This window comes from Curtobacterium sp. MCPF17_051 (assembly GCF_003234595.1).
Classification (GTDB): Bacteria; Actinomycetota; Actinomycetes; order Actinomycetales; family Microbacteriaceae; genus Curtobacterium; species Curtobacterium flaccumfaciens.
Genome location: NZ_QKSE01000007.1, coordinates 116,234 through 128,986 on the forward strand (window position 1 = coordinate 116,234; position 12,753 = coordinate 128,986).

Annotated in this window: 15 protein-coding genes and 1 pseudogene; 7 read left to right on the plus strand and 9 right to left on the minus strand. The window is 68.5% G+C overall.

Annotation, left to right across the window (positions count from 1 at the left end):
* Window positions 1-57: 57 nt before the first annotated feature.
* From DEJ35_RS07205 to DEJ35_RS07225, 5 genes are all read left to right on the plus strand, one after another.
* Window positions 58-543 (plus strand): flagellar protein FlgN, encoded by a 486-nt coding sequence (locus DEJ35_RS07205; RefSeq protein ID WP_111192432.1) that lies wholly within the window; start codon window positions 58-60, stop codon window positions 541-543.
* A 4-nt stretch (window positions 544-547) separates the two neighbouring features.
* Window positions 548-1,969, plus strand: coding sequence for a flagellar hook-associated protein FlgK (gene flgK / locus DEJ35_RS07210; RefSeq protein ID WP_111123035.1), 1,422 nt, complete (start codon window positions 548-550; stop codon window positions 1,967-1,969).
* Window positions 1,970-1,971: 2 nt separating this feature from the next.
* The gene (locus DEJ35_RS07215; protein WP_111192434.1) at window positions 1,972-2,853 is read left to right on the plus strand and encodes a flagellin; all 882 of its coding nucleotides are present in this window, start codon (window positions 1,972-1,974) and stop codon (window positions 2,851-2,853) included.
* Window positions 2,850-3,218, plus strand: coding sequence for a flagellar assembly protein FliW (fliW, locus tag DEJ35_RS07220; protein WP_111090863.1), 369 nt, complete (start codon window positions 2,850-2,852; stop codon window positions 3,216-3,218). Before DEJ35_RS07215 ends, fliW begins: the two co-directional genes overlap by 4 nt.
* Window positions 3,219-3,513: 295 nt before the next feature.
* Window positions 3,514-4,434 carry a hypothetical protein gene (locus tag DEJ35_RS07225; RefSeq protein ID WP_110859607.1) on the plus strand — a complete coding sequence of 307 codons (921 nt, stop codon included), beginning with the start codon at window positions 3,514-3,516 and terminating at the stop codon, window positions 4,432-4,434.
* A gap of 17 nt (window positions 4,435-4,451) precedes the next feature.
* Here DEJ35_RS07225 and DEJ35_RS07230 read toward each other — a convergent pair whose 3' ends face one another.
* Window positions 4,452-5,099: a hypothetical protein gene (locus DEJ35_RS07230; protein ID WP_110859606.1), complete on the minus strand. Its 648-nt coding sequence runs from the start codon at window positions 5,097-5,099 to the stop codon at window positions 4,452-4,454.
* Between the two features lie 38 nt (window positions 5,100-5,137).
* Between DEJ35_RS07230 and DEJ35_RS07235 the strand changes: the two genes are divergently transcribed.
* The gene (locus DEJ35_RS07235) at window positions 5,138-6,010 is read left to right on the plus strand and encodes a hypothetical protein (RefSeq protein WP_181435538.1); all 873 of its coding nucleotides are present in this window, start codon (window positions 5,138-5,140) and stop codon (window positions 6,008-6,010) included.
* Window positions 6,011-6,102: 92 nt separating this feature from the next.
* Here the strand turns inward: DEJ35_RS07235 and DEJ35_RS07240 are convergent, their stop codons facing one another.
* On the minus strand, window positions 6,103-7,071 hold the full coding sequence (locus tag DEJ35_RS07240; protein WP_027465501.1) for a beta-ketoacyl-ACP synthase III: 969 nt from the start codon (window positions 7,069-7,071) through the stop codon (window positions 6,103-6,105).
* Window positions 7,072-7,140: 69 nt separating this feature from the next.
* The gene (locus DEJ35_RS07245; RefSeq protein WP_111090864.1) at window positions 7,141-7,533 is read right to left on the minus strand and encodes a ChaB family protein; all 393 of its coding nucleotides are present in this window, start codon (window positions 7,531-7,533) and stop codon (window positions 7,141-7,143) included.
* A gap of 133 nt (window positions 7,534-7,666) precedes the next feature.
* Between DEJ35_RS07245 and DEJ35_RS07250 the strand changes: the two genes are divergently transcribed.
* On the plus strand, window positions 7,667-8,638 hold the full coding sequence (locus DEJ35_RS07250) for an aldo/keto reductase (protein WP_111046145.1): 972 nt from the start codon (window positions 7,667-7,669) through the stop codon (window positions 8,636-8,638).
* Between the two features lie 119 nt (window positions 8,639-8,757).
* Here DEJ35_RS07250 and DEJ35_RS07255 read toward each other — a convergent pair.
* The 6 genes and pseudogenes from DEJ35_RS07255 to DEJ35_RS07265 form a co-directional block, all read right to left on the minus strand.
* Window positions 8,758-8,865 (minus strand): annotated as a pseudogene (locus DEJ35_RS07255) (hypothetical protein); the annotation flags it as partial.
* A 137-nt stretch (window positions 8,866-9,002) separates the two neighbouring features.
* On the minus strand, window positions 9,003-9,350 hold the full coding sequence (locus DEJ35_RS17010; RefSeq protein ID WP_146238515.1) for a hypothetical protein: 348 nt from the start codon (window positions 9,348-9,350) through the stop codon (window positions 9,003-9,005).
* 221 nt (window positions 9,351-9,571) lie between these two features.
* Window positions 9,572-10,060: a hypothetical protein gene (locus DEJ35_RS17015; RefSeq protein WP_146244683.1), complete on the minus strand. Its 489-nt coding sequence runs from the start codon at window positions 10,058-10,060 to the stop codon at window positions 9,572-9,574.
* 2 nt (window positions 10,061-10,062) lie between these two features.
* Window positions 10,063-10,320: a hypothetical protein gene (locus DEJ35_RS17020; protein WP_146238513.1), complete on the minus strand. Its 258-nt coding sequence runs from the start codon at window positions 10,318-10,320 to the stop codon at window positions 10,063-10,065.
* 333 nt (window positions 10,321-10,653) lie between these two features.
* Complete coding sequence (locus DEJ35_RS17025) at window positions 10,654-11,493, minus strand: hypothetical protein (protein WP_146238512.1); 840 nt, start codon at window positions 11,491-11,493, stop codon at window positions 10,654-10,656.
* Between the two features lie 500 nt (window positions 11,494-11,993).
* Entirely contained in the window at window positions 11,994-12,743 is a 750-nt protein-coding gene (locus DEJ35_RS07265; protein ID WP_111090866.1) for a hypothetical protein, read from the minus strand.
* Window positions 12,744-12,753 lie beyond the last annotated feature (10 nt).

Genomic DNA, 12,753 nt, shown 5'->3' on the forward strand with positions numbered 1-12,753 from the left:
GTCCGCAGGATGACGGACCGGGGACCACCCCGACGAACCACCACCTGGGAGGAGCTGATGAGCGTGAACGACCTGTCCGCCGTGCTCTGGCGCGAACGCGAGCTGCTCGAACTGCTCACCTTCAAGCTCGAGGAGGAGCAGCTGCTGCTCACCGCGGGCCGCTCCCGATGGGTGTCGCACGCCAGCCGCGAGGTCGAGCAGGTCCTCGACCGGCTCCGCAGCACCGGTCTCGAGCGCGCCGCGCAGAGCGCCGAGGTCGCCGAGGAGTGGGGCGTCCCCGCCGACGCTCCCCTGCGGGACGTCGTCGCCGCGGCACCGAACGGGCCGTGGGGCGAGATCCTGTCGTCGCACCTCACCGCGATGATCGAGCTGACCACCCAGATCGGCGCCCTGCGCGACGAGAACGACCGGTTCCTGCGTGCCGCCGCCCAGGCCACCGAGGAGACCCTGGCGGGGACCGTCACCGGTGCCGCCACCTACGACGCCAGTGGCACGTCCGGCGCAGGCCAGGACGGCGCCCGCCTGTTCGAGGGGACGCTGTAGCACCGTGGTCAGCACCTTCGGATCCCTCGCGACCGCCTACTCCGGCCTCGCAGCCGCCCGTGCCGGCATCGACGTCACCGGCCAGAACATCGCGAACGCCGGCACCGCCGGCTACACGCGGCAGCGCGTCACGCAGAACTCGATCCCCGCGACCCAGACGGGCTTCATGCGGGGCACCGCGGCCCTCGCCGGCCAGGGCGTGTCGGTCGACGGCATCGCCCGCCTGGCATCCCTGACGCTCGACGCCGGTGTCCGCGTCGCCGCCGGTTCGTCGGCCTACGCCGATGCCCGCGCCACGGCGCTCTCCGCCCTCGAGACCGGGTTGCACGAGCCCGGCAAGGACGGCCTGAGCGCCAAGCTCGACGCGTTCTGGTCGTCCTGGAGCGAGCTCGCCAGCCACCCCGACGACCCGGGTGCCGCCAGCGCCGTGCTCGGAGCCGCAGGCACCGTCGTCGCCGCCCTGGCCGCCGGCTCGAAGGCCGTCGACGCGCAGTGGTCCTCGGTGCGTGGCACCCTGACCGGGCAGGTCGCCCAGCTGAACGGCGCCGCGGAGCAGGTCGCCGACCTGAACGGCCGGATCCGCACCGCGCTCGCCTCGGGCGGCAACGCCAACGAGCTGCTCGACCAGCGCGACCAGCTCACGCAGCAGATCGCCACGCTCGCCGGCGGCACCACCCGGACGAACGCCGACGGCACCGTCGACGTGCTCCTCGGCGGCAACCCGCTCGTGCAGGGCACCGACGCCCGCGCGGTCGCCCTCGGCGGCGGCGAGCGTCTCTCCGACGGAACCGCGGTCACCCTGACCTGGACCACCGGCACGGCCGGGGCGGTCGGGCTGAGCGGCGGGTCGATCGGTGGAGCCCTCGCGGTCCTCGCACCCGCGTCCGGCACCGGCACGGGCGGCGCACTCGCCGAGGCCTCCGCGTCCTACGACGCCGTGGCCACGCGGCTCGCCACCACCGTGAACGCCCTGCACGCCGCCGGGACCACGCCGGCCGGCACCACCGGCGCACCGTTCTTCTCCCTGGCCACCGGCGTCCCCGCCGCCCAGGCGCTCGGCGTCGTCCCCACGGACGCCGGCGGCCTGGCGACGCGGAACGCGGCGGGGGAACTCGACGACTCGTTCGCCGACGCGCTCGCGCGACTCGGGGCGTCGTCGGACGGTGCCGACCAGGTCTGGGCGACGTTCGTGGCGGGGGTGGGCACCGCCTCCAGGTCGGCGACGTCGGAATCGACGATGACCGGACTCGCGCTCACCAACGCGCGCAACCAGCAGCAGTCGAGCGCCGGCGTCGACCTCGACGAGGAGAACGTCAACCTGCTGAGCTACCAACACGCGTACCAGGGCGCGGCGCGCGTCCTGACCGCCGTCGACGAGATGCTCGACACCATCATCAACCGCGTCGGACTCGTCGGGAGGGGCTGATCGTGATCACCCGTGTGACCACCCAGATGTCGATGGCGGCCGCGTCGGCCCGGCTGCAGGCCGGTGCCGCCAGGGTCGCCGAGCTCACCGACCAGGCCACGACGCTGCGTGCGATCCAGAAGCCCTCGGACGACCCGGTCGGCACCGCGTCGTCGATGCAGGTGCGCAAGGAGCAGGCCGCAGCCGCGCAGTACTCGCGGAACGCGAACGACGCCGCGGCGTGGCTCGCGACCACCGACAGCGCGCTGTCCGGCGTGTACTCGGTGCTCAACAACGTCCGCGACCTCACGGTGCGCGCCGCGAACTCGGGCACCATGAGCGACACCGACCGCGACGCGTTCGTCACGCAGTTCCGGTCGCTCAAGGCCGACCTCGAGGCCCGTGCGAACACCACCTACGGCACCCGTTCGGTGTTCGCGGGATCGTCGACCGCCGCTGTCGCCTACGACCCCGCGACGGGTTGGGCGGCATCGGGCACCGACGTGTCCCGTCGGGTCGGCGACGGCACCACGGTGCGGGTCGACACCACCGGCACCGCGGTCTTCGGATCCGGCGACGACTCGGTGTTCGGCATGATCGACTCCATCGTCAGTGACCTGCAGAACGGGGTGAACGTGAACGCTCGCATCGGGGACGTCGACACGGCGCTCGGGACCGTCCGCGGCGCCCAGGCCGACGTCGGCGTCCGGCACGCAGCCGCCCTCGCGGCACAGGACTCGCTGAAGTCCGCGACCGTCTCGCTCGAGAGCCGCCGCGCCGGCATCGAGGACGTCGACCTCGCGAAGGCCGTCCTCGACCTGCAGGTGCAGCAGACCAACTACCAGGCAGCCCTCGCCGTCACCGCGAAGGTCCTGCAGCCGACCCTGATGGACTACCTCCGATGAGCATCTCCCTGACCTTCGCCGTCCCGCCGTTCGGGCTCGCTCCCGCCGCGGCCTTCGAGCTCTCGCCGGTCGACGGCGCCGAAGGGCTGTTCACGCTCGTCGGCGACGACGCGCGGCTGTTCCTGCTCGATGCCGCGGTGCACCTGCCGTCGTACGCGCCGGAGCTCACCGACGAGCAGGCCGCCGGGCTCGGGCTGACCGACCCCACCGACGCGATGCTGCTCGTGGTCGCGAACCCCGGAGCGTCCGGCACCACGGTGAACCTGCTCGCGCCGATCGTCGTGAACGCCCGGACCGCCGTGGGCGCGCAGGTCATCCTCGAGGAGCAGGACCTGCCGCTGCGGGCGGAGCTCGCGCGGGTGTAGGCGCGGCTTCGCGGCTTCGCGGCTTCGCGGCGCGGCTTCGCGGCTACGCGGCGCGGCTTCGCACCGGTTCTGCGACCTTCCACCAGTCGTTCCCGGCGTGGATCGTCGGAAGATGTACACGCAGAGGTTGCGTGTGCATGTAGCGACAGGACGCGAGTCGTTCGACGCGTGGATCGTCGCAAGATGCACACGCATTGCAGCTGGTCAGTCCTGCACAGGTCGTCGTCGCCGCCCGGCTCTCCACAGATCGGGCGATGGCGCGAGCTGGACCACGAGGTTCGGCGAGCCTGGTGCCATGTCCAGAGCGAACGACGTCGAACTGATCCGCACGACGGGTACGACCTCCGCCGAACGCCGCGCACTCGAGCGCGATGTCCACCGCGGACGGTACGCACGCCTCCGCCCCGGCGTCCTCGTCCGCCCGGACGCACTCGACGGGATGCATCCCGGTGAGCAGCACCACGTGCTCGTCCGTGCCTCGGCGCACCGACTCCGAGCGACCGATGTCGTCTCACACCAGTCTGCGTGCGCGGTCCTCGGACTCCCGTTGATCGGGGCGGCACCGCCCAAGGTGCACGTCACCGATCCGACCACGACACACACCCGTGTCACGGCGTGGTTCGTCCGGCACGGTGCACAGGGGCGGCCGCCCGCGGTCCTCGTCGATCAGCAGGCGACACCCACGACGACGGCCGCGAGGACCGCCATCGACGTCGCTGCGACACGCTCCTTGCTCGAAGCACTCCCCGTCGTCGATGCCGTGCTCTCCCGTCGGCTCGCCGACCGTGCGGCGTTGGACGCGGAACACGCATCGCTGGCCTTCGCCCGGACCAAGGCGGGGATCGCCGTGGGGATGGGGTCGGCGCTGTCGGGGTCGCCGGCGGAGTCGGTGTGCCGCGTGCGCTTCCGCGAACTCGGTGTGCCGGAGCCGATGCAGCAGCACGTGTTCGCCCGGGCCGGATCAGCCACGGCGGTCGTGGACTTCTGGTTCCCCGACCAGGGCGTCGTGGTCGAGGTCGACGGCCGTGCGAAGTACGAGGACCCGGTGTTGCTCGACGGGCGATCGACGGCGGACGCGCACTGGCGCGAGAAGCGGCGTGAGGACTTCATCCGGTCGTTCCCCGAGGTCCGAGCGGTCGTGCGGCTCTCCTGGGCCGACCTGATGCAGCCCGACCGGGTGCGGGCTGCCCTCCGGCGCGCTGGTGTCCGGTGCTGAGGGTGCCTGTTCGACGATCAGCGCGGACGACGCGGCGCATCCGGGTGGTACGTGCGCTGCCGCTCGATCCTCGGCCGACCGGACGGCCCACCGGCGTGCACCACCCCACCGACCACGACCTCGCCGAGTCCCACGCGCACGCGCCGGACCTGCCCGGTGCCCTTGACCACGCCGCCGCGGTGGTCCGGGTCGGGTTCGCGGTGGTCGCCGCCGGCCTCGAGCTCGACGTCGCGCACGGACACCGGCCCGAGCACCTGCGCGCCCGCGCCGATCCGCGCCGGCCCCTCGACGAGACACCCGGCCATCAGGCGAGCCCGACCACCGATCACGACGTCGGACCCGTCGGCCACGATGGTCACCGGGCCCGGGCCGAGTTCGGCACCCTCGCCGATGTGCACGGTCGCCGCCGACGCGACGACGGTCACGGGTCCGGGGCCCAGGCGGGCACCGGCGGCCAGCGTGATCACCCCACCGTGACGGGTCTCGAGCGTCGTCGACGGGTACAGCTCCACCCCGGGCAGGACCGACACGCCCACCCCGATCAGGACGGACGCGGGATCGAGCACCCGGACCTCGGGCGCGAGGGCGGCCACCTGCCGGACGGTCAGGAACCCGGCCGCACGACGGGCGTCGTCGAGTGCTCGCTGCGCGGGGTCGGTGTCCACCCAGCGAGCCTCTCACGTGCCCGGCGTACGGTGAACGCATGGCCCGTGCCCCGAAGGACCAGTCGATCGTGCCCCTGCCGACCGCACCGGTCTCCCCCACCTCTTCCGACCCCCGAACGCAGCAGGTCCAGCCCACGGGCTGGGCCAAGTGGCTCGATCGGGTCATCAGTGTGCAGCGCCCCGTCGTGGTCGCGCACGTCAACGCGATCCGTCGCCGCAAGCCGGACGCGACCCCCGCCGAGGTGATCCAGATCCTCGAGCGGCAGTACCTGGCCGCCGTCACGACCGGCGGCGCCGCGGTCGGTGCGAGTGCGGTGATCCCCGGAGTCGGGATGGCCGCTGCACTCGGACTGAGCGGCGCCGAGACGGTCGGGTTCCTCGAGACCACCGCGCTGTTCGCACAGTCGGTGACCGAGGTGCACGGCATCGCACTGGACGACCCGGAGCGCGCCCGCACGCTGGTGATGGCGATGATCCTCGGCGCGCCGGGCACGCAGCTCATCAAGCAGCTCGCCGGACAGGCCGCCGGCGGTCAGGCCCGGACGGCGTTCTGGGGCGAGATGGTGACATCCTCGCTGCCGAAGCAGGTCGTCAACGGCATCGGCGGACAGGTGCGTGACCAGTTCATCAAGCGCTTCGCCATCCGGCAGGGTGGTTCGGTCCTCGGCCGCGCGCTCCCGTTCGGCATCGGAGCGGCCGTCGGCGGTCTGGGGAACCACGCCCTGGGGCGCAAGGTGATCCAGGCGTCGCGGACGGGGTTCGGCATGCCGCCGGCGGAGTTCCCGATCGTGTTGACGGTCACGCCGCCTGCCGAGAAGACCCGGCGCGCCCTGCCGTGGAAGCGCGGCGCGGGCAAGGACCAGGACCTCCGGACCGAGCCGGGACAGGACGACCCCCGCTCGAAGCGCTGACCGCGACGACCGAGAAGGTCCCGGCACGACGACGAAGAGGGGCCCGGGCACGGAGACTGAGCAGCCGGGCCCGGGCCGTTCGTGCAATTGCCCTAGAAGGACCGCACCGGCGTCGTCACGACCTGCCCGGCGTGGGCGAACCCACCACCGAAGCCGAACAGCAGCGCCGGCACCCCCTCCGGCAGGTCGCCACGCTCCCACGCCTTCGACAGCCCGAGCGGCACACTCGCGGCCGAGGTGTTCCCGGACTCCACGACGTCGCGGATGACGAACTTCGACTCCCCGCCGAGCGCGGTCACGAGCGGCTCGATGATCCGCAGGTTCGCCTGGTGGAACGCGAACACCTCGATGTCGTCCATCGAGAGCCCGGCGGCCTCGACGACCTTGCGGGCGTGCCCCTCGGCCTCGGTGATGGCCCACCGGTAGATCGAGCGACCCTCCTGGTTGAAGCGCCCCGGCGACCCCTCGACACGGACGGCGTCGAGCAGGTGCGGCACGCTCCCCCAAGACACCGGGCCGATCTCGGGCGTCTCGGCTACCCCGAGCACTGCGGCACCGGCCCCGTCGCCCACGAGCACGCACGTCGACCGGTCGGTCCAGTCGGCGATGCCGGACAGCACCTCGGACCCGATGACGAGCGCGACGTCGGCCGAACCGGTGCGGATGGACTGGTCGGCGAGCCCGAGCGCGTACTCGAACCCGCTGCACGCGGTGTTGATGTCGATCGGTGCCGGGCCGTTCGTCATGCCGAGTGCGGCGGCGACCCGCCCTGCCGTGTACGGCGCGCGGTCCTGGTGGGTGGTGGAGGCGACGATGACGAGTCCGACGGCCGAGGGTGACACCCCGGCGTCGGCGAGGGCACGACGTCCGGCCTCGATCGCCATCGACGTCACGGTGTCGTCGGGCCCGGCGATCCGACGCGTCTGGATCCCGGTGCGGGTGCGGATCCACTCGTCGTTCGTGTCGACCATCGTCGAGAGCTCATCGTTGGTCAGGACGCGTTCGGGCTGGTGGTGTCCGAATCCGAGGATCCGGCTGCCGCGGAGTGCTGGGATGTTCATCGTCGGCACGTTACCCCCTCACTCCACCGCCGCATGCCGACCGGGGAATGGGGAGCACCGCACCCACGGTCACTTCCGCGCCGCTGCAGTAGCGCGGTCGTTCGCCTTGCCGATCGCCTCGACCAGCTCGTCCTTGGTCATCTTCGAGCGGCCGCTGACGTCGAGCCGCTTCGCGACGTCCATCAGATGCGCCTTCGAGGCGTTCGCGTCGACACCGCCCTCGGTCTTCCCGGAACCGCGGGAGCCGGCGGCACCGGTGTCGGACGGCCCGGAGGACTCCTTCTCCTCCCAGTGGTCGCCGACCTTCTCGTACTCGTGCTTCACGGCGGCGAAGGCCGTGCGGTGCGCCCGCTCGCCCGGGCCGTACGTCTCGTTCGCCGAGTCCAGTGTCTTCTCGAAGATCTCCTGCGCGTGCTCCGGAGACCGCTGCAGGGTGCTCGGGACCTCGTCCTTGGCTGGCATGGCTGCTCCTCTCGAGTGGTCCCCCCTGACTACTCCGACCAGCACAACGAGCGCCAAGCACCAACCAGCTCCGAGCCCCGACCGGTACTCACAGGGCCTGGCGCCGACAGCGCGTCACGAGTAGACCCGTCTCATGGACTACACACACCTCGGTCGCACCGGTCTGTCCGTCTCCCGCGCCGTGCTCGGCACGATGAACTTCGGCCCGGAGACCAGCGAGGACGACTCGCACGCGATCATGGACCGGGCGCACGAGCTCGGCGTCAACTTCTTCGACACCGCCAACGGCTACGGCGGCTCGGTGGGCAAGGGTGCCACCGAGGAGATCATCGGACGGTGGTTCGCCAAGGGTGGCGGTCGCCGCGAGAAGACGGTCCTCGCCACGAAGGTCTACGGCGAGATGACCGACTGGCCGAACGGCGGCAAGCTCAGTGCCCTGAACATCCGGCAGTCGCTCGACGCGAGCCTGCAGCGACTGCAGACCGACCACATCGACCTCTACCAGTTCCACCACGTCGACCGCGCGACGCCGTGGGACGAGATCTGGCAGGCGATCGACGTCGCCGTGCAGCAGGGCAAGGTCCTGTACGTCGGCTCGTCGAACTTCGCCGGGTGGCACATCGCCCAGGCGCAGGAGGCCGCGAAGCGCCGGAACACCTTCGGCCTGGTGAGCGAGCAGTCGATCTACAACCTCGTGGTCCGCGACGTCGAGCGCGAGGTCCTGCCGGCCGCCCGCGCGTACGGGCTCGGCGTGATCCCCTGGTCGCCGCTGCAGGGCGGCCTGCTCGGCGGCGTCATCGAGAAGACCGAGAACGGCTCCCGTCGGCTGTCCGGCCGCAGCGCCGAGTACGTCGAAGCGCACCGCGACCAGCTGCAGTCGTACGAGTCGTTCGCGAAGGAGCTCGGCCACACGCCGGGCGAGCTGGCCCTCGCCTGGCTGCTGCACCAGCCCGGCGTCACCGCGCCGATCACCGGCCCGCGCACGATGGAGCAGTGGGAGTCCGCGGTCCGCGCCGTCGACATCCGCCTCGACCAGCGTGCGCTGGACCGGCTCGACGAGATCTTCCCGGGGCACGAGACCTCGCCGGAGGACTACGCCTGGTGACGTCCCCGACGGAACCAGCGGGTCGCTGACGCGACCATCTGCCTGGAGGCGCGGTGCGGGTCGGACCCGCACCGCGCCTCCAGTGCGTGGTCACGTCCAGAATCCGACCAGCGTCGCCATCAGAGGCGCGCGATCTCGTCGTCCTGCAGGCCGAAGGCGCGCAGGTACGCGTCGACCGAGCCCCAGCGACGCTCGACGTGGTCGCTGACCGAGGTCATGATCAGATCATCGACTGCGCATCGAGGAGTTCTTGACTGGCAAGAGCTGTGGCGTGGTCAGACTGCAGTTCGACGTGTCCGATCACCGGCTGGTCCCCGGGAGTGAACGCAAGCAGTTGTTGTCACCGCGGCTGAAGCGGATGTCGCTAGGCCGACGGCCGGAACACGTGAGTTACGACTGCGTTCGCGAATTCCTCGAGGAACGCCCGCCCACCCAATCCGGTGTGGGTCATCGGGTCGACGCTGGCGTTCAGCTTGAGGATGAGAGCCGACACAGCCGCATCGTCCATGTCGGTACTGAGTACTGAGTCGATCTCTGCTCGTACATCAGTTGCGGACTGCACAGAAAATCCTTCAAGAGCATCATCGAATGCTTCATAAGCATCACGATAGTCCATCTCCCAGGTGGGGTAGAAAATCGCAGGGAGAAGAGACGAAAGCGCAGGAAAGGTTCGACGAAGTTCTACTGCACCCAGATCTTCGATGTCAGGCATGCATCACACCTCCGGAGGCGTTGGGAATGCGGTCTTGATGAAGAAGCCCTGCGGTGCGGAGGTGTCGCGTCTGAGGATCACTGTGACCGTGTGGCTATCGACGACTACATGAAGGTAGTACCCGCCAATCGGATCCCGGAACGTCGCAGGTTGAACTGTTCCGCGCTGAACCCGTCGACGTGGTCGGCTGCGGACGAGCAGTCGTCCCAGCACCGTCTACTTCAGTCGAACTCGACGCGGAGATCCGAGGCATCCCAGATGTCTTTGATCCTCAAGCCAAGGTCTCGGAACCGTTCGTCCGCGGGGATCGGCAGATCGATTTCTGCCGCCTCACCGGAGCGGCGAGCACGAAAGTCTACGGCGAACTCGTTCGGTTTGTTGATGATGGTCTGGAACGCCGCACCAGCCGTTACCGATGCATGCAGCATTGACCCACCCGGAATCGCTGAAGCCAATGAAAGCGTGAATCCCCGCGCCGGTTCCGCAACGCCGTCGACTTTGTACGGCGACGAAGCGACGAGTCCCGACCATGACCTCTCATCTGCACTATCGACGTTCCGTTCGTGGAACGTCCATATTCCATCGAACACACGCAGCGCAACTTTGATCGCGGCGGAAGTCTCAACCAGACGCGGAGCGATCACGTCCGCAGACTCGGGCCTTGCATCCCAGTCTGCCACGAGGTACCAGTCGGTGACATTGGTCTGCACGCTCACCATCCCTTGAAATCGCGAGGCATCTCGATGTATTCTACCGATACATTCCTCAGTCGTCGAATCGCGTGGGCGAATGCTGCTGCGATATCCGGATCCCGAGTGAATACCCATCCCAACTGCACGTTTGGGTCCTCAAGCGCGGTGAGTTTGGCCATGGCCGACTTGGCCCATCCCTCGATCATCTCTGCCTTCCGGGCCGGCGACAGGCTTTGCAACCACCCGTAGTTGCCCTTCACCTCGGTGCAGTCGGGCACCCATCGACATTGCTGAAGTCATCGAGCTTCAGCGGGTGAGTCGGATGTGCTTGATTCGGCACCTCGTACTCGCGGGTCCGCCCGTCGGGCAGCGATTTGATCTCCTACATCCGGGTCGGGGTTCGCATGATCGACGGCATCGTCGAGAAGTGCGGCAAAGCGCTCGTCCGTCACAATGCAGTCAGGCTCACCGCCTCCGAGTTGATCGATGGCCTCGATTTGCCGACGTCTTTGCTTGACAGTGCTCAGGATCTCGCCGCGGTCCTTGACAGCAGGTTTCTCAAGCGACCAATTCCTGAAGTCGTACCAGGAGGAGTGGTCCCGGAGCGCTTCTCAAGACTTCACGACGTTCGCGATCTCCTGGTCCGCGAGCTGGTCGATGAGCGACAGCAGCACGACGACGTTGCGATGGAACGCTTGGTCGTTGCTGATCGCGTCTCGCGACGGGCCACCCTCGTCCGAATTCAGCTGCGCCGGCTCGTCGACCACACCAGCTGCCGCCGCATCTCGGAGTAAGCGCATCATCTGACTCACCCGTGTCGATGCCAGCAATTCACTGTAAACCGCTTCGGTGATCACATCACGTTCCAGTACGGCATCTCGATCATCGCCGAGCAGCTGGATCGTGTCACGGACCATTTCCCGGACAATCGACCAGTTCGGGCTGCTTCCGAGCGGCTCGAGTCGCGCGTCCCACCTGTCAGAGAAGTGCAGCGGAGATGCGCCGAGACGCTCGATGAGCCATGGTGGTGTCGTAGCCGCAGGCCGCGGATGCATCACCATGTCTTCTCGCAATTCCGAATTCTCCACCGGCAATGAGTCCACGAGCTGTCCATCGATGTCGATCAGCAGTGGCCATCGGGGCTCGTCGTCCCAGGAGAACTCGAACTGGTAAGCACCACTTGAATCGAGGCGCAGCCGCCCTGTGAACCAGGCACCCTGTTCTGGTTCGGCCATGACTTCGCGCAGACGACTCCACGCCTCGAATTCCGCGAGGTCAGCGGGAGGGGTGTGAATGACTGCAACGCCAGTGTCGACGGCCCGCTCGATCCGCGCGGTCACGCCGAGACTGACGAAGACACTCGTCGAACGTTGCCACCCTGATCCCAGCCGGTCGAACGTGAGGATCGCGAGCGCATTCTGTTGGTCGATGACGTCAGATACAGAACTCAATCGGCGAGGCCTCCGGCCCTTGTTGCCGCCTCATGCGAGACGTGGTTCGTGACGCGGACTTGATGCAGGTGCTCGACACCGTCCCGTCCCCAGTGGATCAAGAATATCGACCCACGATCAGCGCGACCAACATGCTGTATCTCCAGGCTCAGGTACACCGAGGTGTTCGGATCTTCCCGCCGATGATCATGCGCTGCTACCGGAATCGAGGATATTCCGGATTTCGGATCGGATTGTGATCGCGGAAGCCTCCGAGAAGCCTTCGAGTGCGTCCCGCAGAGGGGCAGGCGCATCGTCGTAGTTCATCCCCACGACGGGTAGAACGCTGCTGTGAGCAGACCGCCCAGCGACGAGGATGTGCGACGGAGAGTCGCCGCATTCCAGGCACGTGGGTCCGGGGTGATCATCGCCCGCGGCTCGCCGGCCGTTGTCCCTCGAAACACGATCTGCCGAATGGTCTGGCCACCGCTACGCGCCGTCATGCGAGTCCACGACTGCGATCAAGAAGAGATGATGAGGCCGCCGGCATCCTCGATGACATCGGCGGTCGCCACGATGCTCGCCACTGTTGTCACCAAGTCGTCGGAGTCGTCATCGATCATGAGCCACGTGCCCCCGTCCGCGACCGTCGTCTTGGCTGCCGTCGGCAGGTCGATCGCGGATAAAACGGGACTGTGGTCTCCGCGGAAGAAGTTGGTCAGACCGATGAGGGTTGCAAATCGTTTCTGACTCCGGTTGGCGTCGCGCACGGAGACCTGCGCGAGATCGGCGTGCCAGAGTTCGACGAGTCTCCGGACGACTTCGGCCTGATGCTTACCGAAGGAGTCCCGGAGGTCTACTGACGCTCCTGGTTCGAGCGCCCGAAGTGACACTGCAACTTCGTTCACGATGTGCCGAGTCACCGACGCGCCGACATGCAGTCGCAAGGAGGCCCCGACACCCTCGCTCGGCATGCTCACCAACGTCACACCGTAACCGTCTTGAGGAAATGGCTGACCATCATGGTTACGCGCAACTCCTCGTTCGATGAGGAGCTCGACATCGGAGTCGGCGAGCTCGTCGACACGCGAGCCGTCCGCGTCTTGGGAGGAGGGGTCGAGGAGGGTCCAAGGGCCAGCGAATGGCGGTCCGCAGAGCGCCAACACCTTCAATGACTCTCGCAACGCCGCAATCACCCCAGTTGCGTCGAACGACCGGGTTCCCCACTGGACCCGGATCGAAGGCTGCTGCGTGGTCCAGATCGAGGTCAATTCTTTCCGT

Coding starts and splice junctions, on each gene's coding strand:
- fliW (WP_111090863.1), top strand. CDS start 2,850: ATGAGCATCTCCCTGACCTTCGCCGTCCCGCCGTTCGGGCTCGCTCCC.
- DEJ35_RS07235 (WP_181435538.1), top strand. CDS start 5,138: ATGGCCCGTGCCCCGAAGGACCAGTCGATCGTGCCCCTGCCGACCGCA.
- DEJ35_RS07225 (WP_110859607.1), top strand. CDS start 3,514: ATGTCCAGAGCGAACGACGTCGAACTGATCCGCACGACGGGTACGACC.
- DEJ35_RS17010 (WP_146238515.1), bottom strand. CDS start 9,350: ATGCCTGACATCGAAGATCTGGGTGCAGTAGAACTTCGTCGAACCTTT.
- DEJ35_RS07250 (WP_111046145.1), top strand. CDS start 7,667: ATGGACTACACACACCTCGGTCGCACCGGTCTGTCCGTCTCCCGCGCC.
- DEJ35_RS07240 (WP_027465501.1), bottom strand. CDS start 7,071: ATGAACATCCCAGCACTCCGCGGCAGCCGGATCCTCGGATTCGGACAC.
- DEJ35_RS07205 (WP_111192432.1), top strand. CDS start 58: ATGAGCGTGAACGACCTGTCCGCCGTGCTCTGGCGCGAACGCGAGCTG.
- DEJ35_RS07245 (WP_111090864.1), bottom strand. CDS start 7,533: ATGCCAGCCAAGGACGAGGTCCCGAGCACCCTGCAGCGGTCTCCGGAG.